Raw genomic sequence first — 26,716 nt, forward strand, 5'->3', positions numbered from 1 at the left:
ACAGCCATGTCTTTTCCTACAGCAAGGAGTGTGCCAAATAAAAAAATTAAATTATTCAGTATGTTAGGTTAAGTGTCTTTTATAAAGTGTCCGAAAACCAGACAGGTTGATGTCCAGAATACGGACACCCCTGCTATTTAATGCCAAAATGTTCAAGCCTACGATAAAGCTGCTGACGCGAAAGGCCAAGCCGACGGGCCGCTTGAGCCCGGTTGTCTCCGGTTGCCGCCAATGCCCGCATAATCATCTCCCGCTCAATGGCTGCCATGGTCTCTTCCAGCGTACCATCCCAGTTCAGCACCGGCCCCGGGCTCTCCACGGGAGAGGCACACAACCCCAGTTGGTTGGGGTCAATAATCGAACCCTGACTGAGCACTGATGCCCTTTTTATGGCATTCTGCAACTCACGCACGTTCCCCGGCCACAGATGCGCCAGCAACACCTGAGCGGCCTGATGGGAAAGACGTTTGGGTGTATCGCCCCCGGAACGTCGTAAAAAATGTTCCGCCAGTAAAATCACGTCTCCCAGGCGTTCACGCAGCGGGGGCAACGTAATGGTGATGACCTGTAGCCGATACCATAAGTCTTCGCGGAAACTGCCTTCCCGCACCGCCAAAGGCAGATCATGATGCGTAGCGGCAACGATGCGCACCTTCACCGGATAAGTGCGAGCTCCCCCGACGGGAGTGACCTCTCGCTCCTGCAATGTTCGTAAAATTTTCGCTTGCGTCGGCAACGGCATATCACCGATTTCATCCAAAAACAGGGTGCCCCCCTCTGCCTCTCGGAATCGCCCAATACGATCCGATATGGCACCGGAAAACGCCCCCTTTACATGCCCAAACAATTCGCTTTCTATCAGATCCGTCGGGATTGCCGAGCAATTTACCGCGATGAAAGGCCCGGTGGAGTATGAACTGTTACGATGTAGCTCGCGGGCCACCAATTCTTTCCCTGTTCCTGTCTCCCCCATAACCAGTACGGTGACATCACTGTTCGCCACCTGGCCAATACGTTTAAAAACCTGTCGCATGGCCTCGCTACTCCCGACCAGATCATCGTCAGGCGATGGCCTCTCGGCAGACGGTTTTGACGCGTTCTGATCTTCCGCGCTCTGCCTCAGGGCACGCATTAGCACCTCTTGCAGCGCTGCCCGGCTAATGGGTTTCGTCAGGTGATCAAAGGCACCCATCCGCATTGCCTCGATGGTATTACCCCCGCTGGCATACGCCGTTAACATAATGCAGGGCACGCCGGGGGCGAGCCTGCGGGCCTGACGCAGGAAGACCAGTCCGTCATCACCCGGCATGCGTAAATCCACAATAGCGACAGCGACATGACCTGCGCGAAGCTGTTCCAGTCCGGCCAATGTACCGTCTGCCTCTATCGCGTGATGATGCAAATCGGTCACGGCTTCAGCCAGGCTGGCACGGAAAGCGCCATCGTCATCAACAATCAACACACAGGCCATGTCAGCTCCATTTCAAAACGCGCCCCTCGTGGGCAATCGACCAAGTAAATATGTCCACCGTGGGCATGAACAATTTCACGTACCAGCGCCAGACCTAGCCCGGTGCCGCCATGCCGGCCTGTGATAAACGGCTTGAACAGCTGAGCCCGCAGCTCTTCGGATACGCCGGGGCCATCATCGGCCACCCACAATAACAAGTTACCGTTATCATTACGCCCGGCCCCCATCTCAATACGCCCAAGGTCGGAAACATGGGCCAGCGCGTTTAATATCAGATTATCCAGCGCTCGCGCCATTTGTGACGGGTCGAACAATGCGATGCCGTGCATCTGGGAATGCAACTCAGGGGCAATCGTCAGCACCAGTTCAATCTGCCGTTTCTGGGCAGTCTCAACATGCACGGTTTTCCTTTCCTGTAACCATGCCTCAATGTTGACTGCGTGGCGTTCAACGCGAAAGGGCTGTGTCAAGGCCAGCAGGCTGGAAACCAACCGGTTTAGCCGTTCCGTTTGCTCTAACACCGCCTGCAAGGCACTTTCTGCCCGTACCAGCCTGATCGCTTCGGGGGCGAGCAACGCATTTTCGGCCTTCATTTGCATAGTGGCGAGCGGATTGCGAATTTCATGCGCCAGCCCGGCGGAAAGCTCACCTAGCGCCGCCAGTTTTTCTGCCTGTGCCAATTCAGCCGACAGGCGTGTAGATTCACGTTGGGCATCAGCCAGGCGTTGCGCATAGTCATTCAGCGCCACCGTCACCCGATCAAGCTCAGCCAGCCCTGATAGTTCGGCGAGGGCCGGTGAGTCGATATTAGTCCGCGATTTGTCCAGAACCTCAGCCAGATGATGTACGCCGCGTGACCAGCGAGTGAGTGCCCAACCCAACCAACCGCCGGATAAGAGTACAAACCCCAGCAAAAGCCCCATTGCCAATACCAACTTATCAAGCGCATCACCGGTGATTGTCGGAACGCGAGATAATGTCCACGCAACCAGCCCCGTATTAGCCTCCATCGGGCAGGCTGAAAAAACGACGGCTTCACGCAGACCTGGACGCAAATCGGTAACGGAACGCCGCCCTTCAAATGCGCGACGGCTTGTTGACTCAATTCGCTCCAATTCAGCACTTGGCGGGTCCTGTTTGATCCCACTTCCGTCATAAGTGGGGAAGGCGTAGGCCACGACCCCCGAGTGGGCACTCCACAATCCACCTTCAATTCCAGGTCTGTCTCGCAGAGTTAAATCGATGACCGCCTGCGCTGTGGAAACCCACTGCGGGCTTGTGCCCATATTGCCAGGGACAGCGCGAATGCCTGCCCGCGTGGCGGAAGCTCGTAAAGTTTCACAGCTTGTGGCTGTTTCCTGGCGAACGCGCCTAATCTGCTCATCCGCCCCCTGTCGGCCAAGCTCGAAGATAAGCCACCCTAGCGTTATTGAGACCGCCGCGAAACTTAACCATATGAACAATAACCCGCGTCGCAGAGGCATCATTTTTCCTTTTTGTTGTGAGCAGTTCATACGTTTTTGAATCAGCGAATTCTAACATTCTTTGTAAGCCTCCCGCTTACCCTGATACAGAAGTCCAGCTCTGCGGCCATCCGTCAGATCGGCAACTCAATTAACTATGTCGCGTCGAAGCACAACAAGGTGTTTATGGCTGAAATATCCAAAGAGGCAGCGGAAACCACGCTGGACGAGCTGGGGGATAAACAGAGGGCACAATATCCGGTGGTGACTCAGTCTTGGAGGCGAAAATGGGTCAATTTGTCGTATCCGGCAATGATCCGTAAGGTAATTTACACCATAAACTCCATTGAATCGGTGCATCATCAGTTCAGAAAGCTGACTGATTGAGCATGAGAGGTGATTGGGGCCCCTTGCGGGCCCCCTTCAGGTTAAAGCCTTGAATCAGCCTCGACGGTGGAGTGTTCCGTGCGGAACATCTTGGCGCGAACGGTTTTGCGATAATCCCCGGGCGAAACGCTGGAGATGCGTTTGAACTGGCGGTTAAAGTGCGCAATATCCTGGTAACCCACCAGACCGGCAATTTCTTGAATACTCAAATTGGTCGTTTGTAACATATTGATTGCGGACTCAATCCGAGCCTTTAATAGATATTGCAAGGGCGAAATATCGGTCGCATTTTTAAAGCGGCGGTTAAAGTTGCGCAAACTCATTCCTACCATATCGGCGAGTTTTTGCATCGGTAAATCTGTCATGCAATTATCTTTTATCCAGGTTTGGATCTGGATTATATCCTCATCAGGATGAGGCTTATTTTCTTCTCTGTAACACTGGCGTTCAAAGTGGCTACGGATCTCGTGGAAGAAGGTACGTTGCGTATGGTTTGCCACTTTTTTACCGTAGATGGTCTCAATAAAATGAATAGTGAGATCGGAAAGGGCCTTAACGCTGGCAGCACAGAAAATATTCTCGGACTGGGTGATGAAGTATTTTGTTTTTAAATTCACCTCGGGATAATCATGTGCGAACTGTTCGAAATAGTGCCAGTGGGTGGTTGCCGGTTGAGCATCCAGTAGTCGGGCTTCGGCCAAAAAGCAGCACCCCGTCCCGACGGCGGCTATCCGCGTGCCTTTTGCCGCCTGCATTGTCAGCCACCGGGTGATGGCCGTGTTCTGTCTTACGATAGGGCGCGGATTGCGCCAGATTGCGGGCAGATAGATGATATCGTAATCGGCATCGTCTTCCAGTACGTCATCGGCAATCAGGCTAAAACCGCTGTGTGTAGGTATGGGATTTTTATTAATACTTATCGTACTAATATTGAGGATATTTTCGGGTCTGCATGAGGTAAGTGTGTATTTATCTTGATTTTTCTGATTGTTTCTTTGTTCCGCGAAATAACTGCTTGCTGCTGATTTCCACATTTCTATCGGTAGGCTGAGGCCTGAACTCAGCATGTGTTCACACAATACAAATCCTATCTTTGTATTTCTCATTTTCCGGTCAATACCTGATTTATTATTTGGTTATTGCTTTTCACACCTGTCTTGGCCAAAAAAGTCTGCATTTTGGCCGGATTTTCATAATAGCTTTTGCCCACGCTTTGTAAACTGATATCTGTAAATTATCTAAAGTAAGTGAAGGCATAACGATGCCGCAGAAAGGCTAGGATACTCTATGGTCAAGTTACCTGTCATAACCGCATTCGGTGGCTACGGTCCCGCAGGTCGGAGCTCTTCGCACCAAGCGTTTCGTCGCATGGTCATAGACTCTTTGCCGGAAGATCAGCAGCAAGAAACGCTATTATCATTAGCAGTGCTGATGGGATTGCTTAAATATCAGGATGACGGCTACCGTAACGCAGAAGGAAATATACGCTCAGCCGCACAGGCAGCGGCTGAAATAAAAGAAGCCGTGTTGCAAGGCACACTGATCAGGAAGATCGCCAAAGAGTATTTTGACGTTGATGCCGTGGCCAGCCATGCCAAATTGAATATGGCGGCGGGTGCCGAACCTTTGAGTTTTGATATACCCACTCGGCAGGTGCCTCATCCTTTGCCGCAGGGGTGGCTGGCTGAGCCGCTCACGGACGACCGGGTGCGTATCACCGTTCGGGGTGAAATGGACTGCAAAATTGACGTCACGCTGCGCACTGAGGCGCAAGCCGCCGGGCAATTGCCGCAGGGATTTAGGCCGGGTGACCACTACAGCTCGCAGTTTCATCCCCGTGCGTTGCAGATGGCGATCGTCGCGGCTTCCGATGCCATCAATGCTCTGGGGATCCCGTGGCGTGAAATCCGGGCGCTGATTGCGCCAGACCAGCTGGGGGTGTATTCCGGCAATATTCTGGGGCAGCTCGACGATCAAGGGTTTGGCGGTATGCTGCAATCGCGGCTGAAAGGCAACCGTGTCAGCGCCAAACAGTGCCCGTTGGGCCTGAACAGCATGTGCGCCGATTTTTTGAATGCCTATGTGCTGGGCAGTGTGGGGCACACCAGCGCTACCCTGGGCGCCTGCGCCACCTTCCTCTACAACCTGAATGCCGCAGTAGAAGATATTAAGGCGGGCAGGATCCGCGTGGCCATCGTAGGGAGCGCGGAGGCGCCGATCACCTCGGAAGTGATCGAGGGCTTTGATGCGATGGGGGCGCTGGCGACGGAGAGCAAACTCAAGCGTATCGATGAAACCGAAACGGCAGACTGGCGCAACAGCAGCCGCCCGTTTGGCAACAGCTGCGGTTTTGTGATTGCCGAGTCCAGCCAATATATTGTGCTGATGGATGATGAACTGGCGTTGCAACTGGGGGCGGAGATTCATGGCTCGGTGAGCGATGTTTTCATTAACGCCGACGGATATAAACGTTCTATCGCCTCGCCGGGGCCGGGCAATTACATCACCATGGCGAAGGCCGTAGCCTCTGCCGTCACGATGGCCGGGTTGGCATGCGTACAGAAAGGCTCTTTTATCCAGGCGCATGGTTCCAGCACGCCAAAAAACTGCGTGTCCGAAGCCGAGATCTTTGACCGGGTTGCCGAAGCCTTTTCCATTAACGCATGGCCCGTCACGGCGGTGAAATCCTATCTGGGGCACTCATTGGGGCCGGCGAGTGGCGATCAGTTGATTAGCTGTCTGGGCACCTTTAAGTACGGCATTTTGCCGGGAATCAAGAGCGTGGATCAGATATCGCCGCAGGTGAATGATGCTCGCTTGCTGATCCCAACCCAGGATCGTCCTTTGTCTGCCGACCAGGCGCAGATCGCTTTTATCAACTCGAAAGGGTTTGGCGGAAATAATGCTACCGGCGTGGTCTACTCACCGCAACTGACGGCGCAGTGGTTGCGCAAACGGCATGGCGAACAGGTCTTTGCCGACTACCAGCAGCGTAGACGGCAGGTCGAGCAACAGGTAGCGGCTTATGATACGGCGGCATCGCGCGGTGAATTGAACGTTATCTATCTTTTTGGGCAGCATGACATGAATGAGGATGAGGTTAAGATCGACATGAACGGCATCACGATGCCGGGATTTGAACAACCGATTCATTATTCCAAAGTTAAACAATTTACAGATTTTTAATTATACGGATTTATAACTTTATAGCGTTGAGGTTATTCAGAAAACTATTTTTTATTTATAAGGGTGTTTGCGATTCCGCAAGCACCTTATCTGTGTGGCTGTAATAATCAGGAGAAGTAAAGTGGTTAATCTCAGTGAAATGCTGATTGCCTTTGGTTGGGTCGGTATTGTTGTGGGTATTATGATGGGGGGCTTAATGGGGATGTACGCCTTTAAGGGGCCTTTTCGGGCACCTAAAGGGCATGAGAATTACACCGATTTAAACCGCAGGATGTTGAGATTGGCGCATATCGCTTTTATTATGCTGCCATTGATATCAATGCTTTATGGGATGTGCATTGACACTTTACAGGTTCCCTACGTTTACAAGTATTATGCGGCGATATGCATGGTCATTCTTTCCGTGGGTATTCCTGTATTACTGATTGCCTCCTGTTTTTATTTACCCTTCAAATATATTCAGGCCATTCCTTTTAGCTGTGGGATGTTTGCCTTAGTTGTTATGGCCGTTGGCAGGGTTTCAGCCCTGTAATCTTCTATCAACCGTAGTTTTTATATTGAGATCCTAATAATGGAAACGTTACTGAGTGCACGCCAACTCGGCAGAGACGCTATTGCTGAAACGGTAGAAAAGAATAACTATCAACGTAATCATAAATTTGCAAAGAGATTAATTGATCGCGTTGAATCGCATCCGTTGATGAGAAACCCTATCTTGTCAAAAATGAATAGCGGCGAATTTGACCTCAACCAGATGAAAGTCTTCCATCTGGAGTTTTATCATGCCTTCGCCCAGGTCTTTACCGATGCGGTGATCGAAGCGCTGAGCTCGGCAAAACAGTTGGAAGGCCGCCTGGGCGCCCGGGCAAAAATGGCCGCGCGTTTCCTGCTGCAGATCAACCTGCTGGACGAATTGGGTTTCCACCCGGGGACCGGCAGTGACGGCAGCTATAACGGGCAGCCTGCACTGGCGCACTATGTGCAATTCTTCAATACCATTGAACAGCTGGGTATGAGTGAGGACGAGGTGAAAGCCTGGTTGCCGATGTCCAGCTCTGTGGCTTGCCGCGCAACCTTTGAAAACGCCTACGGCGATTACCCGCAGCTGGTAGCGCTGCTGGCCGTTGCGGAAACGGTGTTCCATGATTTTGCGACGCCTTGGGCGAAGAGCGTGGACGTGGCGACCGACATTGACGTTTCCCGCGGTTATCACAGCATTCACGTCGAAGCGGAAACCGGCGAGTCGATTGAAGACGGTCACTCTGAAGACGCCTGGATTTTATTCTGCCAGGCGATAACAGAAGATCGTTTCGAGGAAATGGTACAACGTGTGGATCTGTGGCTGAAGGTATGGAATGACTTCTGCAACGATCTGCTTGCCGGCCGCGCCGCAAAATAATTTCAGGCTAATTTAACTTTTCATATTTTATATTGAGAATAAAGAGCTAATCATTATGCCGTCTCATCAGTTGTTTAACAGGGGATTTAATTCCTTCAACCAACTATTGCCCGAACTTGCTGTTCAACATACCGACAAGACGGCATTTGAGTTTTTGCGAAGTGCCAAAGAAATAAAGAATCAAAGTTACAGACAATTGCATCAGCGCGCCGCCTCTCTGGCCAGCGCGCTTCAGCAATACGGTCATCGGGGCGACAGGGTTATTTTACTTTATCCCGACGGCGAAGATTTTATTGGCGCTTTTTTTGGGTGTCTTTATGCCGGCATGATTGCCGTGCCTGTTCCTATGCCGGCCAAGGCCTCAGGAAGCGCGTGGGAGCGCTTTATTGGGGTTTTACGCAATGCGCAAACGGAATTTATTATCACCACAGGGAAAGGCGCTGAAACCTTAATATCGCTCAGTTTACCGCTAGCGCCGCTAATTTTTACCTTTGATCAACTGCCCGCCGTGGCATTACCGGCGGGGTATCGCCTTCAGCATCTCGATAGCCATTTTTCAGGGGCGTTTAATCCTGCGCCGGTGAGCGACGACGATGTGGCTTTTTTGCAATATACCTCGGGTTCAACCGGTACGCCAAAGGGGGTCATGGTCACTCATGGCAACCTGTGGGCCAACTCTCAAGCCATCCATCGCTATTTCGGTCACCACAATGAAAGCCGCGGCATGATATGGCTGCCGCATTTCCATGATATGGGGCTTATCGGCGGCTTGCTTCAGCCGGTATTCGGGGCATTTCCCTGCCGGGTGATGTCGCCGATGATGCTGATGAAAAACCCGCTTAACTGGCTAAAGCAGGTGTCAGAGTTCCGTGCGACGACGTCGGGTGGCCCTAATTTCGCCTATGACCTCTGTGTGCGCAAAATCAGCCCGCAGCAGGCCGAAGGCCTGGATCTTTCCAGCTGGGATGTGGCGTTTTGCGGTGCGGAGCCTATCCGCCCAGCTACGCTGCGCCAGTTCAGTGAACACTTTGCCCCGGCCGGCTTCCGGGGGCAGGCGTTTTTACCCTGCTATGGCATGGCGGAAACCACGCTGATTGTTACCGGCAGGGAGAAAGGCCAGGGGATGGCGGTCGCCGAAGAAAAATCGGGGGATGTCGTCAACTGTGGCGAGGCGTTGCCCGGCACCGATGTCCGCATTGTCGATCCTGATACTCTACAACCGCTTGCGGCCGGGCAAACCGGCGAGATTTGGTTACGTGGGCCCAGCATTGCGGCCGGCTATTGGGATAACCCGGCGGCGACAGAGGCCACCTTCCAGGCGTGCATCGAGCCTGATCCGGCGCATTGGTTACGCAGCGGCGATTTGGGTTTCCTGCAAGCGGGGGCGCTGTACGTCACCGGACGTGTGAAAGAACTTCTGATCGTCAATGGGCAAAACCATTACCCGACGGATATCGAGGAAACGATCAGGGGAGCAGATATTTTGCTGGCAGACGCAACCGTTTGCGTCTTCGCCGCCGAGATTGCCCAAACTGAACAGGCGGTGGCCTTGCTGGAGATCCCTGAACGTCTCAAAGAGACCCTGGATACCGCAGCGTTGAACCGGCGTTTGAATGCCGCGGTGGCCGAGCGGCACGGCATAACCCTGGGGGAATGGGTATGGGTCGGCCGCCGGGCCATTCCACGCACCACCAGTGGCAAATTGCAACGTACCCGCGCCAGAGAAATGTACCGGCAAAATGAACTGGCGGTGCAATGGCGTAGCCGGGCCGAGCAACCGCAAGCGGCCCAGGTTGCCGATGTTGCCTCATACAGCGTGCCTGCCCTGGCCGCGCTTATCGCCGGAATCATCGGCACTGCGGTCAATGGCGCTGTCGGTGAAGAACAGTGGGATGAGGCTTTTACCGCCTTTGGCCTGAACTCGTTACAGGCCGTTGGCGTGATCGGCGAGTTAGAGCACCATTTGGGGCGTGAGCTGTCGCCGGCGCTGATTTACGATTATCCGACGATCAATAAGCTGGCTGCGGGTCTGTTGCAACCCGTTGCGCGACCAGAAGCCGCCAGGACGGCCGTGGCCAGCCAGGATATCGCCGTGATTGGTATCGGGGTTGAACTGCCAGGCCACAGTGGCGTGCAGGCGCTGTGGGCGATGTTGCAGCAGGGGCAAAGCACCACGGGGGAAATACCCGCTCACCGTTGGGCGGGCTCTTCACTCAGCGGTTTTAACCGCATGGGCAGTTTCTTTGACCGCGTGAGTGATTTTGACGCCGGTTACTTTGGTATTTCGCCGCGCGAGGCGGAGTATATCGATCCGCAACATCGCCTGCTGTTGGAAACCGTGCAACAGGCGCTGACCGATGCGGGGTTACAGGCTTCGGCGCTGCGGGGGAGCGACACCGGGGTGTTTATCGGCATCAGCGCCAGTGATTATGCCCTGCTCTCGGGCGACCGAGTTTCCGCGTATAGCGGGTTGGGCAATGCACACAGCATTGCCGCCAACCGCATATCTTATCTTTATGATTTTAAAGGACCAAGCGTCGCCATTGATACGGCCTGCTCATCTTCGCTGGTGGCCATCGACGGGGCCATGCAAAGCCTGCGCTCAGGACGCAGTTCGCTGGCTATTGCCGGCGGCGTGAATCTGGCGTTGACGCCGCATTTGCAAAAGGTCTTCACCGAGGCGCAGATGCTGGCGCCGGACGGCCAGTGCAAAACCTTTGACGCGCGCGCCGATGGCTATGTGCGTGGCGAGGGGTGTGGCATCGTTGTTTTGAAACCCCTGGCGCAGGCATTGGCCGATGGCGATCGGGTTTATGCCACCTTGGTTGCCAGCGCTATCAATCAGGATGGCCGCAGCAACGGCATCACGGCGCCTAACGGGCCATCGCAGCAGGCGGTGATCGCGCGGGCGCTGGCCGAGGCGGGCATCGACAGCAATCACATCGACTATGTGGAAGCGCATGGCACCGGGACGGCGCTGGGTGACCTGATTGAGTATCAGGCGCTGGAAGCGGTGTTTGCCGAGCGGAGCCAATCGGCACCGGTTCAGGTGGGATCCGTCAAGACCAATATTGGCCATCTCGAAGCCGCAGCCGGCGTGCTTGGGGTGGTGAAGACCGCGTTGATGTTGCATAGCCAACAGCGCGTGCCTCATTTGAATTTCCAACAGAAAAATCCGCATATCGCTGCCATTAGCCGCCGGGTGGCGGTAGCGGGCAACCACTCTTGCGCCTGGGAGTCTGCGGCGGGCCAACGTTATGCCGGTGTCAGCAGTTTTGGCTTCGGCGGGACGAACAGCCACGTGATACTGCGTGATTGTCCGCAGGCCGCGAAGCGCGATGAGGCGGCCCAGCCGCTGGCGCTGTTGCTGGTGGCCTCGCACGAAGAACAGGGTTTCAACGCGCAGCGTGACGGCATTTATAACACCTTGCAAATGCAACACGACGTTGACGTCCCGGCATGGTGTCGCCTGGTCAATACCCGTTATGACCACCCGCGCTATCGCGGGTTTGCCTGTGGCGACAACCGCCGGCAATTGGCAGAAAACCTGGCGCAACTCACCGCGAATAAAGTGGAGAAACCGCGCCCGCAGGTCTGGCTCTTCCCGGGGCAGGGAACGCAGCAAATCGGTATGGGGGCGGCCCTATACCAGCACCTGCCGAACTACCGCACGTGCTTCGATAGCTTGGCAGAGCGGGTTCTGGAACGGTATCAAATTGATATTCGGCAAGCGCTGCATGCGCAGGACGACCGTTGGCAGCGTTGCGCCAAAACCTGCCAGTTGGCCCTGTTTGCCTGCAGCTATGCCACGGCGGACAGCTTGTTGCAGTTCGGGCTACGCCCGGCGGCGGTGATTGGCCATAGCCTGGGCGAGTATTGCGCTGCGGTTGTCGCCGGCCAGATTTCGTTGGATCAGGGGCTGGCGATGGTTCATCAGCGCGCACTCCTGATGGGCAGCCTGGAGCAGCAGGGCGCGATGGCAGTGGTGTTCAGCGGCGAAAACGAGGTTCGCCGCAGTATCGCTCCCTGGGCCGATGATATCGATATTGCCGCGTTCAATACGCCGACGCTGACCACCATCACCGGCAGTTCGCCGGCGATTGACGCTTGTCTGCAGGCGGTTTCAGCGCAAGGCGGCCATGCACGCCGGATTAAAACCACCAACGCCTTTCATTCTCACCTGATGGATCCCATCTTGCCGGCGTATCGCCTTTGGTTGACGCAGCATATTGATTTTGCTGAGGGGAATATCCCTTTCTACAGCAATCTGGACGCTCTGCCGCGCCGGCACACCGATGCCGACTACTGGAGCCAACAAATCCGGCAACCCGTTCATTTCCTGCAAGGCATACAGGCGCTGAGGGAGGAAGGGAAATATACCTTTGTGGATCTGAGCGCCGACAGTTCGCTGGGCAAGTTTGTCGCCGCCACCGATCGCAGCCAACCGATTTTGGCGGCCGCGGATCATCGCCATGAATACCAATCACTGCTGACGCTGCTGGGTTCGTTGTGGCAGCAAGGGCATGACATCGACTGGTCCAGGTTGTATCGCGCAACAAGTCGTGAAGCGTTGACGCTGCCGGCCATTCAATTCTGTCGGAAAACTTATTGGCTGGCCGATGAAACGCCAACGCTGCCACCATCTTCACATGAGGACGCTATGTCAAAACAACATCAATTACACGCCGAAATCAAAGCGATCATTGCCGGGTATTTGGGGGCATCGCCCGAAGCTCTGGATGATGATCTGCCCTTCCTGGAAATGGGGGCCGACTCGCTGGTCTTGCTGGATGCGATCAATACCATCAAAGATCGCTATGGCGTGGCGATCCCGCTGAGATCGCTGTTTGAAGAGTTGAATACGCTGGATGCGGTGATCCATTACGTCGTGGAGCGTGCGCAAGTGGCGGAACCCGTCGCGCTGGCCAGTGAAAGCCGGGTTGTGACGGCAATGCCGCAAGCCGACGCTTCAGTGATACCTGCGTCGTCCCCCCAGCTCGAACAGGAATGGGGAATACCGGCAACGGCCCCGGCCGAGTTGCAAGGCGTGATTGCGCGGCAATTAGAGGTCATGTCGCAACAGCTGCGTCTGTTAAGCGGCGGCCATGCTCAACCGCTTTCCGCACCCGCGCTGCCTTCGGTACCGGCAAGCGCGCCGGTAGCCGCACTTCCTGCACCGGCCGTGGCGAGTAACGCGCCGGCTACCGCTGCACCGGCCAAAGCCGGCGCGCACAGTAGCTGGTTTAAAAAGGAAACCAAGAAGACCTCATTAGGGGCCGAGCGCGATAAACATATACAGCAATTGACGCAACAGTTTGTCGGCAAAACCCCGAGCTCCAAGCACAATGCGCAGCAGTACCGCGCCGTGCTGGCAGATAACCGGGCATCGGCGGGCTTCCGGTTATCCACGAAGGAAATGCTGTATCCCCTGGTGGGCGTGCGTTCACAAGGCTCCCGTATTTGGGATGCCGATGGTAACGAGTACATTGATTTCACCATGGGGTTTGGCGCCAATCTGTTAGGCCATGCACCGGAGTGCGTGCAACAGGCCGTTGCCGCACAGCTGGCGCAAGGCATGCAAATCGGGCCGCAGAGCGCGCTGGCCGGTGAGGTGGCAACATTGATTGCAGAGCTGACGGGCCAGCACCGCGTGGCGTTCTGTAACTCCGGTTCTGAAGCCGTCATGAGCGCGGTGCGCCTGGCGCGTGCCGTAACGGGCAAGAACAAAGTGGCGCTGTTCAGCGGCTCTTATCACGGCGTTTTTGATGGCATCCTGGGGCGTCAGCAGGGGGGCGAAACCCCGGAGCGGGCAGTGCCGATTGCCGCAGGGACAACGGCGTCCCTGGTCGAAGATCTGCTGGTGCTCGACTACGGCAGCGAAGAGAGCTTGGCTTTGATTGCCCGGTATGCCGATCAACTGGCGGCGGTCATTGTGGAGCCGATTCAAAGCCGCTATCCCGACCATCAGCCGCGCGACTATTTGCATGCGCTGCGTAAGCTGACGGCCGAGCGCAATATCGCCTTGATGTTCGATGAAGTGATTACCGGCTTCCGCCTGGAGGCCGGCGGCGCGCAGGCGTATTACGGTGTCCAGGCCGATATTGCCACCTACGGCAAGATTGTCGGCGGCGGCATGCCGATCGGTGCCATTGCGGGGTCGGCGCGCTTTATGGACAGTATTGATGGCGGTTTCTGGCAATACGGCGATGAATCCTGGCCGCAGTCCGAACTGATTTTCTTTGCCGGGACCTTCTCCAAACACCCTCTGACCATGGCGGCCAGCAAAGCGGTGCTCGACTATATCAAGAGCCACCCCGGTCTCTATGACGACATCAACCAAAAGACGCATTACCTCGCGCAGACGCTCAACACCTGGTTTGTCACGACGGGGACGCCGATCGAGATCGTCTCGGCGGGCAGTTTGTTCCGTTTCAAATTCAGCGGTAACTACGACATTCTGTTCCACCATCTCATGCTGCGCGGCATCTTTATTTGGGAGGGCCGCAACTGCTTCGTGTCCACCGCGCACTCTTCGCAAGATATAGAGCTCTTTATCGCGGCGGTAAAAGAGAGCGTTAATGCCATGCGCGTTGACGGCTTCTTTGGTGACGCCGGTTTGCACCCCGATACGCCTTACCCGGCCGCCGACAGCCAGCAGCGTTTTATGCTGCTGGCCGCCAAAGACGAAAGCGGGCTGTGTGCGGGCAACATTGGCTGCGTGGTTGAGACGGCGCGTGAGATTGACGGAGCAACCCTGGCTGAGGCGTGGGCGCTGCTGAGCGAACGTCATGAATCCTTACGCATGCAGTTCAATGGGGCGGGGGCGTTGCGGGTGGCGTCGGGCGTGGTCAACGTTGATTTTATTGAGGAGCGCAGTGAGTCGGCAGAGGTTGCTGCAAGGCTGGCCGCGTTTGCCGCTAAACCCTTCGTATTGACGGCAGCGCCGCTGGCGCGCGTCTTGTTGCTGAGCCAGCCCGGCCAAACGGCCCTGGCGTTGACGGCGCACCATACGGTGGCGGATGGCTGGTCATTTATGGTGATGCTGCGTGAACTGCTGCATATCTATGATGCGCTGGCGGCAGGGTTTAGCCCTGAGCTGTCGGCGGCGCCGAGTTATTTGCGTTTTATGCGTGCGGAAAAGACGGCCAATGATGCAGAGGTTGCTCAACGGCTGGCCGCTATCCCCGCGCGTCGTCTCGATCCCGCCAGTGCGCTGCCGGTTGTCCTGCAGGCCGCGCCGTATCAAGGCCTGCGTTTGAAGCAAGGGCTGGCTTACCCGAACTTGTCGGCCCAACTGCGTAAAGTGGCCGCCGAACTGCGCACCACGCGTTTTGTGATGTTGAATGCCCTGTTTGTACTGACGCTCGAGAAGTTTGTCGGCCACTCTCTGTTGCCTGTCGCTGTGCCGAATGCCGGGCGTGACTTCGAGAACAGCGAAGGGGTGGTCGGCCAATGCGTCAGCCTGATGCCGTTGTGTTTCAACAGCGCCGCGAGCGCGTCGTTGCCTGAGTTCGTGGCCAAGGTGCATCAGGCCATTTTGGCGCAACGTGATGCGCCGGCACTGCCGTCACGTTGTTTCCATGGTGATCAAGCGCCACTGCCTCTGCTTGCCACGTTCAATGTTGAGCCGTCCGTTCCGTTGGCGGAAATGCGCCAGTGGCAGGCCAGCCTGTCGATGCTGCCGGTCAACGCGGTCGAGTTCCCCTTGATGATGAACGTGGTGGAAATGGCCGATGAGCTGTCGATTGAGTTGGATTATCAGACGCGTTATTTCACCGAGCAAACCGCCTCAGCGCTGCTGGAGCAGTATCTGGCTGCGATCGCGGTTCTGGCTGAGCAAGGTGTGAGCGTCGTAAATCAGCAGTTTTATTCACAGGTTGCCGTGGAAGCATGATGAAAAAGTTGATGGGTATAGCACTGGCTGTCGCTGTGCTGGCGTATGTAATCAATCTGCTGTTTGACGCCGGCGTGTTCTACCGCGTTCAGGATATTAACCTGCAGCAATGCCAAAAAATACCGGGGATCAGCGGCGCGGAGGATATTGCGCCGCTGAAGGAAGGGGGCGCACTGCTCAGCAGCCTGAATCGCCACGATAACGCGCCGGGGGCGCTCTATTACTTTCAACAGGGGCAAGCGCCCCTGCGTTTACCCGGCGACTATCCGGCTGAGTTTTACCCGCACGGTATCGATGTGTGGCAAAAGGGCGCAGAGACGTGGGTTTACGCAGTGAGCCACGGCTCTCGCGGGGATCGCATCGAGACGTTCCGTTTTGAACGGGCGGCGATGCGGCTGGTTTATCAGCCTGAACTGTCGCGCAGCGTCGGCAAGAATATCAATGACATCAGCGTCATTGATAAATCCCGTTGGCTGTTGACGCGCGATCACGCCTTTTCCGGCATGTTGGGGCGCGTTGAAGACTATCTGCGGCTGCCACTCTCGCTGGTCTTGCTGGTAGACGACGCGGGGGAGCATACGCTGCTTGATGGGTTGCATTTTGCCAACGGCATTTACTACAACCCGCAACGAGGGCGGTTGTACGTGACGGAAACCACCAACGGCACCGTGAGCAGTTGGGCATGGCGGCCGGGCGAGGCGTCCCCCGTCTTGCTGGGGCGGTTCACCGGGTTGCACGGTGTCGACAATATCATGCCTGACGGGGATGGGCTGCTGGTGGCCGCGCATCCGCAACTGTTAAAGCTGGCCGCATTTCAAAAGGATGCGCAAGCGCGTTCGCCGTCGCTGGTTTGGCAACTGTCGCTGGGCACACAGGGTGCGGTTGAGCGTTCGCAGATTTATTACCAGAGCCATGGCCAGGCGTTGGCGGCGATCAGCGTGGCGGCACCGCTCGGCGGGCGGATCCTGATGGGTAGCGTATTTGACGATGGCCTGCTGACGTGCGGAGAGCAATAACATGCTGAAGAGATGGTTCTCGCGCCGCAGCACCTTTCAGGGAGTGCTGGAGGGGAAAGTCTTCACCTTGGATGCGGGGGAAACGGTGCTGGAAAGCGCGCTGAAAGCCGGCGTGGCGTTGTCTTATAACTGCCAGGTAGGGTCTTGCAAATCCTGCCTGTGCCAGGTGGTCAGCGGTGAAGTGCGTTCGCTGGTGGATCTCGGCTATTTGCTCAGTGCCGAAGAAATTGCGACCGGCCATGTGTTGGCCTGCCAGTGCCTGCCCCAGTCTGATTTAACCCTGATGTCGGCTGCGGTAGCGACAAACTGGGTGCCGGCTCAGATAAAACAGGCAACTCCTCTCTCAAGCCGGGTGTGGCGAATCACCCTGTCGCCTGAGCAGGCTATGCCTTTCCTGCCCGGGCAATTTTTGCAGCTGTGCCACCAGCCGGGCACCGATGTCCGCAGTTACTCGGTGAGTTGGTCCAGTAACGCGCGGGAGATTGTCGTGGATGTCACGCTGAGAGAGCAGGGGCGCGTTTCTCCCCTTTTATGCGATCAGGACAGCGTCGGGCGCACCCTGTGGGTGTCTGGCTGTAGCGGACGGTTTGGGCAAGCCGATGACGGGAAAGGGCCATTACTGGCCATAGCCAGCGGCTCAGGTTTGGGGACCACGCTGGGGCTGGTTCGTGCGGCTCTGGCGCGTAATCCCTATCGGGCGGTGATGCTGGTGCATGCCATTCGCAAGCGGCAGGACAAGTTTGACGTTGCCGAACTGCAGCGGTTGCAACAACAGCATGAAGGCTTCCATTACTTGCATGCGTTGTCGCAGGAGAATGAAGGAAAACAGCACGAGCTTGCGGGGCGCTTTACATCCTGGCTGGAGGAGTGGCGCAGCCTCTATCCGTACCAAAAATACGGGCTGGAGGCTCGCGACTGGCGGGCGCTGATCTGCGGTAACCCAGGGCTGGCGCAGGCGTGCCAACGGGGGCTGCTTGCGAGCGGGGTGATGGCGCAACATATCCAAACAGACTGTTTTTCTCCTGCCGGCGCCGAGGAAAAAATCTCGAATAATAAGGAGTTAGTATGTTGAGTTATCTAAGATTCGCCCTGGTGCCACTGGTGTTTTTACCCCTGACGGCGGCGGCCAACTTGCTCGGCGGCGGGTGGATACTGGCCGCCATGCTGTGCGTATCCTTGAGTTATTTGATCTTTGATAATGTGACCCCGGTAGATACTGCCGATCACCACTATCGTTTCACCGCGCTTCTGGCGCTGATCCCCTATCTGCAACTTCCCGCGGCCCTGCTGGCGCTATTTACGTTGATCTGGCAGGCGGCGCCGGGCGATGTGCTGGGGTTTGGGGCCGGGATCTCGGCGGCGACGGGGTGGGATGTACCGGCCTTGCACGGTATGCGCATGCCAGAATTGCTGCTGGCCGCCGTGTCCACCGGCTATACGCTGAGTACCAACACGGTGGTGGCTCATGAGCTTATCCACAAAACCCAGAGCTGGTTGGCGATGATCGTCGGGCGCTGGTTACTGGCATTGGTCGCGGATGCGCAGTTTTCTATCTCCCATGTGTACTCGCATCACCCCAATGTGGCGACGTACGCCGATGGGGCGACGGCACGCCGTGGCGAGCATGTTTACCGTTTCTTTATCCGCTCGTCGCTGTCGCAGTACCGTGAGTCGTGGCAGGTGGAACAGCAACGGCTAAAAGGCCAGGGCAAGCGGAGTATTACGCTGGGCAATAGAGTGATTCGCAGCGTTATCATGAGCCTGACGATCCTGGCCGCCTGTTATGCAGCGGCAGGGGGGCGTGGATTACTCGCTTGCCTGGCGGCCATGCTGGTCTCCAAGTTCTTGTTTGAAACCGTCAACTATATCCAGCATTACGGTTTAATCCGGGTGCCCAATACCCGCGTTGAGCCACGCCACAGCTGGGATTGCAACAACCAGGCATCTTCTGCCGGCCTGTTGAATCTGACGCGCCACTCGGATCACCATACGAATCCGCGTCGGGAGTTCTGGCGGCTGCAAGCGCACAGCTATGCGGTGGGGATCGATCATGGTTACGTGGCGCATATCCTGTATGCGTTGGTACCGCCTCTGTGGTTTAAACGCATGGAAGCAAAGCTGGCGTATTGGGATCGGCATGTCGCCACGGAGGCGGAAAGGGCCCTTATTCGGCAGCTCGATAAGCGTCAAGCGGCGCAAGAGGCGTCCGCGCAAGTCTAACGTCACCCGCGATTCTGGAGAGTACAATGAGTGAACATTTTGACCAACTTATCGAACAAGCCTACCGGCAGTATCGTGGGCCGGCTTATATGCGCTCACCGGCCGTATCCTGCATTAAAGTGGGTATCCGGTTAATGGATTTTGTGGTGCCTGGCCCAACGGCCGCCTACCTTGGCAAACGCTTTTTCACCCCACGCCGCGTCCCGACGCGTGAAAGCGATAAACAGACGATGGGCATGGCGAGCAGCATTACGTACATCACCCTGAGCAACGATAAGCAGGCGGTGGTGTACCACTGGGGGCAACAGGGGCCAAAGGTGCTGTTGGCGCACGGTTGGGAGTCGCGGGCATCGCATTTCTCGCGTTTGATCCAGGTATTGGTGGAACGGGGTTTCCAGGTTGTCGGTTTTGACGCACCGGCACACGGGGATGCGGAAGGCGACCAGAGCAGCATTGTCGAGTTTATCGAAATCATTCAGCGACTGGAGCGGCAAGAGGGCGGGTTTGACGCGATTGTGGCCCACTCCTTCGGTGGCCTGTCGGCGATCAACGCGGTGAAAGCCGGGCTGCGTACCAAAGCCTTGGTGATTGTCGGCGCGCCTACGCACTTTAGCGGCCTGGTGACCAAGTATGCTTCTATCCTCAATTTGCCGGCGCGCCAGCAGCAACGTTTACGGGGTTACATTGAGCGTTACTTTGGCATTGGAGATGCCGTTTGGCAGCGCTTTAACGCCTATGAAGGGTTGCGGCAGATTGAACAACCGGCGTTAATCATCCACGACAACGCTGACGATATCGTCCTGGAAGTGGAAGCAGAATGCCTGGCCCAAGCCTGGCCCGCCGCCCGTTTGGTGAAAACCCGGGGGCTGGGGCATAACCCGTTGCGCCGCCCGGGGGAGGGCATAGATCTGGTGTTGGCGCATCTGGCTCCGCTTCAACCTTAACCGGCGCTATTCTTGCCGGGGCGGGATTGCCCGATAGTCAGGGATAATGGCTATCGGGTTCCGGCGCGGGGGCAAACCCCGCACATCTTCAGAGCCGGATCCTCGCCTTCCTGTCCAGCAGCAACCCGGCGTCATCATAATAACGGCTAGGCCAGATCTCGGCGGGATGGACGCAGAAAACTGGATACCCAGCGGTATAAAAAACGCAATGTCGTTGAGCGTTGCTTTGGGGGATAAAAAGAACATCGTCGTATTGCCACATGCTCAGAGAAAACAGCCAGAAATTACCTTTGCATGCTTAAGTTAGGTTCTATTAGGTTGTTTTTAAAGCGATTTTTTGGTTAAGAGACCTAACCATCAAGGCCATCGCAAAGCAGGCAAGCATGAAGTTGAAGCGCGATATGTTCATTTCTTTGCCTTGTTGGTCAGATCAATGATGCGATCGGCTGATGCAATAGTGGTTTCACGATGGGCGATGATCACCCGCGTAATGCTGAGCGCCTTTATCGCCTGATTCACCACCGCTTCACTCTCATTGTCCAGCGCACTGGTAGCTTCGTCCAGGAACAAAATTGCCGGTTTCTTGTAAATCGCCCGGGCAATAAACAGCCGTTGTTTTTGCCCGCCGGACAGCCCTTCCCCCAGTTCACCTATCAAGGTTTCATACCCCATGGGCATGCGCATGATCACCTCGTGCAGATAGCCAGCACGGGCACATTCCTCCATCCAGGCGTTATCCACCTCGTCCGCAAACCCGCAGATGTTTTCCCGGATCGAGCCGGAGAACAGCTTGTCGTCCTGCATCACGCAGGCGATCATCTTATGGTAGTTATTGATGCCGAGCTGCCGGATATCGATGCCATTCACCTCAACCCGGCCCGTATCGGGGGAGAATAGCCCGCACAGCACTTTCATCAACGTGGTCTTACCGACGCCGGAGGGGCCCACGATGGCCACGCACTCGCCCGGGGCAACGGTGATGTCCAGGGTATCAAAGATGGCCGGTGACTGACTGTCGTAACGGTAGCTCAGAGCGTTGGTCGTCAGGCCCGCCGGTAGCAGTCCCGCCGTGTAAGGGACGTCGGGTTTACGATTCTCGCGTGGGTGCAGAGCAATATCGGCAATGCGTTCGTTGTGCAGACTCATCATTCGCAGCTGCAGTAAAAATTCCGTCAGCGACCCAATACGGTCGGAGAACTGTCCCCGAAAGACACCAAATGCGACGAACATGCCAATAGTCATCTGATTATCGATCACCATGCTGATCCCCAACCACAGAATAACGACTTGGTCACAGGCTGCAACGAAGGTACTAATGCCGCCAAACAACATGTTCATTTTGGTGACCCGGATACCGGTATTTATATTGTCTATTTCGAGGTTGAGCCAGTGAGCGATGCGTCGTTCCGCCATGCCCTGCATCTTGACGGTAGCGATGCCGTACAGTGTCTCCATAAAATACGAACCGGCACGAGCGTTTCTCACTAACGACTCTTCAGACAGTTGCCGATAATAATCATAGGTCAGTAGACGCATCAGTACGTAGAGTGCGGTGAACGCGATCACCACCCAGGTCAACCACCCTCCATACAGCACCATCATCATCAGTACGCCAATGACCATAATGCCGTCCATGATGGCACCGACGATACTGGTGGTGAAGGTGCTTCGCAGCGTATCCAACGAGCCGAAGCGCGATTGAATGTCACCCAGTTTACGCCGTTCAAAATAACTCAGCGGCAGCCGCAGTAGATGGGTAAATAGCCCGGACTGCCACTGCACGTTGATTAGCGTCGCCATGACCAGCCCGGACCAGGCGCGCACCATGCCGATGGCGGCTCGTAACAGAATGAACAGCATCAGTCCAGCACAGATAAGCGTCAGCAAGCCGCGATCCCCTGCGGGAATGGCATGATCCATCACCAGTTGTGTGCCGACCGGCATAACCAGGTTGATAGTTTCGAACACCAGAGAGAGGCAAAAGATTTTGCCGAGCGTTCGCTTCAGCCCGTGCACGCTGCCAATCAGTGTGCGAAGACGGATTTGGTGTCGAGCGCTGTCGGCGGTGAATTCGCTGCCGGGCCAGGCTTCGAGCGCCACCCCTGTGAAACTGTGCGACAATTCCGCCAGACTGATTGTCCGGCGGCCACGTGCCGGATCATGCAGTACCACGCGGTTGCCTTTGACGCTGACCAATACCACAAAATGGTTGAATTCCCAGTGCAATAGGCTGGGCATTTTCAGTGCGCCAAGTTCGTTAAGATCCAGCGATAGAGGGCGCGTCGCCAGTCCCAACTGCTCGGCGATACCGATCAGACCACCCAGAGTGGTACCGCGGCTCGAAAGGTTGAATTGCCTGCGCAAAGCTATCAGGTCGATATTTTTTCCGTAGTAACCACAGATCATTGCCAGGCAGGCCAACCCACACTCCGAGGATTCTGTCTGGTGCACCATCGGGACATGATGGCTCAATCGTATATCCAACTGGCTGAGCAGTTTTTTGACGGAGGGCTTACTCATTGACCGGTCCCGTCGCGCTGTGTTTCATGTCGTAGAACGGGGATAACATCCATTGATAAATTTTCCTTTTTTCAAGAAACAGGGTGCTTTGCGCTTTCATGCCGTTTTCCAGGCTCAGGCGTTTACCGTCGTAGGTGATGGCCTGTTTCTCAGGAATAATAATCACCTTGTAGTATGGCACGGCGGCGGTCAGCGCCTCTTTGGGGGCTCCCTGGTAGGTCCGCATTTCCTGCGGCGATGCCGGGGCTCGGGAGATGACGGACACAGTGCCGGCGAACTGGCCGAATTTCTCTGCTGGAAAGGCGTCATAGCGTACATTCACCTTGTCACCGGCAACAATGTAGGGGATGGCGTCGTTGGGCACCCAGAGCACCAGGGCATAGTGATCGATATTGTGCGGGAGCACCTGCAGCAGACTGTCGCTTACGTTGACCATCTGGCCGACCGTGACACTCATCGAATCGACGCGTCCGTCAGCCAATGCGCGGACGATGATCTCACCAGTGGCATCAATGTTTTGCAGCTCCTTTTGCAACTCGTAGCGCTGCAGCTCCATCTGGTAAATCTGGTTGTCGAATTCGGCGGCCTGGGTGTGGATCTGGCTTTCCAGCGCGGTGATCTGCAGAGCGTTTTGTTCGTTCTGGCCTGAGAGGCCCAGCAGGTTGTTCTGTTGCTGGTAATACAGCGCCACCTGGTTGGTGAGCTGATCCTTGTTGATTAGCCCTTTGCTCTGATAGTGCCGGTAGTTCTCCATGTTCTCCTTCATGATGCGTATCCCTTCCTGGGCCCGCCGGAGGATGTCGGTGGAACGCGTGAACGCGGCGGTATATTGTTCCTTCTGCTTTTCCAACATGGCAAGTGTGGCCTGCTTGCTGCTTTCCAGTCGGCTTATAATTTGTGCAATGCGCGCCAGTTGGCCATCGATATCTCGGCGTTGATTGTCGCTGACCACCCCGCTGCGGGTACTCTTGCTGACGTCGATCTGGTAAATAGGAGTACCAGCTTTTATTACTTGCCCTTCGGTGACGAATTGTTTGACCACCACCCCCTGAACGCCGGAATAGACGTTGGCGGCGCGCGGATAGGTACTGATCTCGCCTGTCACGTTGACCCGCCGGGTATAGGTGCCGGCGATAACAAAAGTGAGAAAGGCAGTGAGAAAAAACAGACAGAGCCCTGCAGTCAGCCAAAAGGGAATACCGGGGAGTATGATGGCTCGACCGCGCCATTTCATTTTCTGATTATCAAGCGCTTCCTGGCGAAACATTATCAGCGTTCCTTATTGAAAGGATGTGCAAAATTACACTTTATTATATTGATAATGAAATCAGCAAAAACTCAACATGTATTTACCGATAAATTCGCTGTTGATTTTATTTTCGCCATGTGGAATAAACTCCATCGGGAGTATATATGTTGTGTTGAAATAATGCGATCCCAAACTCATCGTTTTGCATATGCTCTGCTAAACTTGAAGGTTCAACTAAATCTCCAATCTTAAAAACATTATAAGCCAATCCCAATAAAACCTCTATAATCAAACCTGGCCCGGTTAAGGCTGAAGTAACGCGATAGTCTCGTGTTATTAATTCAGTTCTCCACGTTAAAATCCTAGTCATATAGCAGTCTGGCTTATTATTATGAATGTAAAATTCAAAGATGCAGTTGTTTTTTTCTAAAAAACGATATCTTTTTTTCATGGTTATAAGTATGATTTTTATCGCTCTTGATTTGGGATGAGAAGATATAAAGTTATTAAAATAAATACCTTTGAATCTTCTGAGTGTTCCTAATGCTAACAAATTCTCATGAACGTATAATTTACCAAGAGGCAATATCTTATCCAAAGAAAAATCAGCGATATCAAGTTCGATGAGTCTTTTAATCTCTTTAAACCTAATGATGTCTAGCCCCGCTTCCTTTTCATTGTAATTAAGCATGTTTTCAAATAAAGGAGAGTTAGAATAAATTTCTTTTAAAATTAATTTTGTTTTAAAAAATAAGAAAGAGTCATTTTCTATGATCCCTTCTCTTTCTATAAACTTATTTAGCCTCTGATATATGTGATCAGTGTATGGAAGAGTGTCAACATCTATGTAAACACCACCATATTGATAGATAACCAAAAGCCTGACTATGTCACTTGCGCTAGCAAGATTACATCTTAATATAATCTCATAATAATAATATCTCATGAAATCATCAAAATCATTAAGAAACAGCTCTGCTACATCCTTTTTTATAAAGTTATTTTTTTCAAACCATGAATCTTCAATAATTAATGGTTGTCTCTGATAAGGAATTCCATTCTCCATCAAGAATTCAATAACTAGTTCATCAAAATTAAACCCCTCCTTTATCCTGGGGAATATGTAATTAAATGCGGCATTCTTTATTTTTAACTCAGCATTTATTTTATTTTTTCTTTCTTTGAGTTTGACAAAATCCCGTATGGAGTTGTGAAGAAAATTACATAGTGACGCATCTTTGGAGTACCAAAAAAAATCTCCTTATCTTTATTTGTTCTCTTCCATACATCGATATAACTTGTGTTTACTTCATTTAAATCACCAATCCATACAAAATGGATGCTATCAGGAACTTGGGTTTTTTTTATCTTAGATAAATCTATTTCTGACATCCTGCCACTCATTTAAATCATCCTGATAAATTAAAAACAATAGAAAAATAAATAAATTATTTACTTTGTTACCTGGCTAAAAAATAAACTATAGCCATAACAACAACACAAATAGAACAAATTAATAAGTTCCCAGAAAAATCTTTTAATGAGTCCAAATAATCATTGCTGTTTTTATTTAATTTGCTAATTGCTTCTGCTTCGTTTTCAGCATCGACTTCAATATGATGCTTTCTAAATCCTTTCAGCTTCATATCCTTAATTATTTCTCGTGTAACCACTTCTTTTTTCAGCACTCTTGATGCATCACTCTTTATAAAAATAACATATCTATTCATCATATACTCCATAAAAGCACAGAGTTTTATTTCTGTGCTAAAATTGTGTTAGTTAATTAACGTTTGGTTCCGGATTCTCTAGCTTCACTAGGCCCAGTACCATTTCCAGCGTAACCATTGCCTGCAGCCATTGAACTACCATTTCCCCAGAAACCACTGGCACCGGAGCCACTACCATAGGGACTATTTTGTGACAAGAATGACCCAAGTCCTCGATCGCCACCGTTATTTCCACCCCCTGTTGAAGAGCCAGAGCCCCCGTTATCAGATGACCTTTTTCCACTCCCGTCTCGATCCTGCCATCCACCTGACACTGCATCGAATTGGCTACTTAAGATTTCCTTCATGAATACTCTCCTATGGATTTACTGGGTTTACAACCATTAGAAATGTTTGAGTTACATACTATTCATACATAACGTGTAAAAAAAAGTAAATATTTATAAATTATGATTCAGGTCACACGCTTAAATAATTTGCAACGCAGATTGTGACGAGCTCTCCAGCGTTCTTGTGGCATCAATGACACCCATATCATTGAAAAAAACATAAATAATTTTGTCTTTCCCTCTGTTTCTTGGTTTCACAGCGATAGGCTGTCAGGAATACACGCCGACAGCGCAGGCATCGGAAGCGTTCGAACTGAGTCGGGCAAGTCTACGTCGATAAGCAACAGACGAGTTTCTCACTGCTTTGCAGCCTCAACTGTCTTTAAGTCGCTACCTAACATAAATCCGGTACAGGCTGCTGCCATAACCTTCGAATAAATCGCCACGGAGGCGGAAAGGGCCCTTATTCGGCAGCTCGATAAGCGTCAAGCGGCGCAAGATGCGCCCGCGCAAGTCTAACGTCACCCGCGATTCTGGAGAGTACAATGAGCGAACACTTTGACCAACTTATCGAACAGGCCTACCGGCAGTATCGTGGGCCGGCGTATATGCGCTCACCGGCCGTATCCTGCATTAAAGTGGGTATTCGGTTGATGGATTTTGTGGTGCCAGGCCCAACGGCCGCCTACCCATGGATTGGTGGACAGAGTTGCACGCTGATTAATGGCTGGCTGCACATTTAGGTGTGGCAATAATTCACTGATTACCAGATGTTGTGATCGAGGCTGGGACAGCGCCCGTCCCGGCCTTAATGCCAGAGTGTTTTATTTCATAGAGTATAATCTAACCATGTTGCCCGGTACCTTTATTGAAAAATGCATATTCAACTAAATCATAAAAACCATATT

The 26,716-nt window shown here is 53.8% G+C and carries 17 protein-coding genes and 3 pseudogenes; 11 read left to right on the forward strand and 9 right to left on the reverse strand.

Annotated features, from left to right (window positions below; translation table 11 throughout):
• Positions 1–133: 133 nt before the first annotated feature.
• Positions 134–1,471 (reverse strand): sigma-54-dependent transcriptional regulator, encoded by a 1,338-nt coding sequence (locus JEM67_RS06420; protein ID WP_199635542.1) that lies wholly within the window; start codon positions 1,469–1,471, stop codon positions 134–136.
• Complete coding sequence (locus tag JEM67_RS06425; RefSeq protein ID WP_370576139.1) at positions 1,456–2,649, reverse strand: sensor histidine kinase; 1,194 nt, start codon at positions 2,647–2,649, stop codon at positions 1,456–1,458. Before JEM67_RS06425 ends, JEM67_RS06420 begins: the two co-directional genes overlap by 16 nt.
• A 383-nt stretch (positions 2,650–3,032) precedes the next feature.
• Between JEM67_RS06425 and JEM67_RS06430 the strand changes: the two are divergent.
• Positions 3,033–3,315 (forward strand): annotated as a pseudogene (locus tag JEM67_RS06430) (transposase); the annotation flags it as partial.
• Between the two features lie 47 nt (positions 3,316–3,362).
• Here JEM67_RS06430 and JEM67_RS06435 read toward each other — a convergent pair.
• Positions 3,363–4,427, reverse strand: a complete 1,065-nt coding sequence (locus JEM67_RS06435; RefSeq protein WP_233527602.1) for a GlxA family transcriptional regulator — start codon at positions 4,425–4,427, stop codon at positions 3,363–3,365.
• A gap of 181 nt (positions 4,428–4,608) precedes the next feature.
• Here JEM67_RS06435 and JEM67_RS06440 point away from each other — a divergent pair, with 181 nt between their 5' ends.
• The 8 genes from JEM67_RS06440 (at position 4,609) to JEM67_RS06475 (ending at position 19,980) form a co-directional block, all read left to right on the forward strand.
• Complete coding sequence (locus JEM67_RS06440; RefSeq protein WP_199635541.1) at positions 4,609–6,507, forward strand: beta-ketoacyl synthase; 1,899 nt, start codon at positions 4,609–4,611, stop codon at positions 6,505–6,507.
• Between the two features lie 121 nt (positions 6,508–6,628).
• A complete protein-coding gene (locus JEM67_RS06445; RefSeq protein WP_199635540.1) occupies positions 6,629–7,039 on the forward strand; it encodes a hypothetical protein in 411 nt (136 codons plus the stop codon).
• A gap of 192 nt (positions 7,040–7,231) precedes the next feature.
• On the forward strand, positions 7,232–7,906 hold the full coding sequence (locus JEM67_RS06450) for a hypothetical protein (protein WP_233527631.1): 675 nt from the start codon (positions 7,232–7,234) through the stop codon (positions 7,904–7,906).
• A 55-nt stretch (positions 7,907–7,961) separates the two neighbouring features.
• Positions 7,962–15,800, forward strand: coding sequence for a type I polyketide synthase (locus JEM67_RS06455; protein ID WP_199635538.1), 7,839 nt, complete (start codon positions 7,962–7,964; stop codon positions 15,798–15,800).
• A complete protein-coding gene (locus tag JEM67_RS06460) occupies positions 15,800–16,816 on the forward strand; it encodes an arylesterase (protein ID WP_199635537.1) in 1,017 nt (338 codons plus the stop codon). Before JEM67_RS06455 ends, JEM67_RS06460 begins: the two co-directional genes overlap by 1 nt.
• Before the next feature lies 1 nt (position 16,817).
• A complete protein-coding gene (locus tag JEM67_RS06465; protein WP_199635536.1) occupies positions 16,818–17,888 on the forward strand; it encodes a 2Fe-2S iron-sulfur cluster binding domain-containing protein in 1,071 nt (356 codons plus the stop codon).
• On the forward strand, positions 17,882–19,036 hold the full coding sequence (locus JEM67_RS06470; RefSeq protein WP_013811847.1) for an alkane 1-monooxygenase: 1,155 nt from the start codon (positions 17,882–17,884) through the stop codon (positions 19,034–19,036). Before JEM67_RS06465 ends, JEM67_RS06470 begins: the two co-directional genes overlap by 7 nt.
• Before the next feature lie 26 nt (positions 19,037–19,062).
• Positions 19,063–19,980: an alpha/beta fold hydrolase gene (locus JEM67_RS06475; protein ID WP_013811848.1), complete on the forward strand. Its 918-nt coding sequence runs from the start codon at positions 19,063–19,065 to the stop codon at positions 19,978–19,980.
• A gap of 88 nt (positions 19,981–20,068) precedes the next feature.
• Here the strand turns inward: JEM67_RS06475 and JEM67_RS06480 are convergent.
• Positions 20,069–20,152 (reverse strand): annotated as a pseudogene (locus JEM67_RS06480) (helix-turn-helix domain-containing protein); the annotation flags it as partial.
• On the opposite strand from JEM67_RS06480, the pseudogene JEM67_RS06485 reads away from it, so the two are divergent.
• A pseudogene (locus JEM67_RS06485) lies at positions 20,146–20,325 on the forward strand (IS5 family transposase); the annotation flags it as partial. The pseudogenes JEM67_RS06480 and JEM67_RS06485 sit on opposite strands and share 7 nt — an antisense overlap.
• A 60-nt stretch (positions 20,326–20,385) precedes the next feature.
• Here JEM67_RS06485 and JEM67_RS06490 read toward each other — a convergent pair.
• From JEM67_RS06490 to JEM67_RS06510, 5 genes are all read right to left on the reverse strand, one after another.
• Positions 20,386–22,500 (reverse strand): peptidase domain-containing ABC transporter, encoded by a 2,115-nt coding sequence (locus tag JEM67_RS06490; protein WP_199635535.1) that lies wholly within the window; start codon positions 22,498–22,500, stop codon positions 20,386–20,388.
• Positions 22,493–23,767 carry an HlyD family secretion protein gene (locus tag JEM67_RS06495; protein WP_199635534.1) on the reverse strand — a complete coding sequence of 425 codons (1,275 nt, stop codon included), beginning with the start codon at positions 23,765–23,767 and terminating at the stop codon, positions 22,493–22,495. Before JEM67_RS06495 ends, JEM67_RS06490 begins: the two co-directional genes overlap by 8 nt.
• 106 nt (positions 23,768–23,873) lie before the next feature.
• Complete coding sequence (locus JEM67_RS06500; protein WP_426406362.1) at positions 23,874–24,953, reverse strand: TcdA/TcdB catalytic glycosyltransferase domain-containing protein; 1,080 nt, start codon at positions 24,951–24,953, stop codon at positions 23,874–23,876.
• A complete protein-coding gene (locus JEM67_RS06505) occupies positions 24,911–25,153 on the reverse strand; it encodes a TcdA/TcdB catalytic glycosyltransferase domain-containing protein (RefSeq protein ID WP_426406347.1) in 243 nt (80 codons plus the stop codon). Before JEM67_RS06505 ends, JEM67_RS06500 begins: the two co-directional genes overlap by 43 nt.
• Positions 25,154–25,209: 56 nt before the next feature.
• Positions 25,210–25,479, reverse strand: a complete 270-nt coding sequence (locus tag JEM67_RS06510; RefSeq protein ID WP_199635575.1) for a hypothetical protein — start codon at positions 25,477–25,479, stop codon at positions 25,210–25,212.
• 874 nt (positions 25,480–26,353) lie between these two features.
• Between JEM67_RS06510 and JEM67_RS06515 the strand changes: the two genes are divergently transcribed.
• The gene (locus JEM67_RS06515; RefSeq protein ID WP_233527599.1) at positions 26,354–26,551 is read left to right on the forward strand and encodes a hypothetical protein; all 198 of its coding nucleotides are present in this window, start codon (positions 26,354–26,356) and stop codon (positions 26,549–26,551) included.
• The last annotated feature ends 165 nt before the right edge of the window (positions 26,552–26,716 follow it).

The sequence above is a fragment of the Serratia sp. PAMC26656 genome, from assembly GCF_016469055.2.
GTDB classification, from domain to species: domain Bacteria; phylum Pseudomonadota; class Gammaproteobacteria; order Enterobacterales; family Enterobacteriaceae; genus Serratia; species Serratia plymuthica.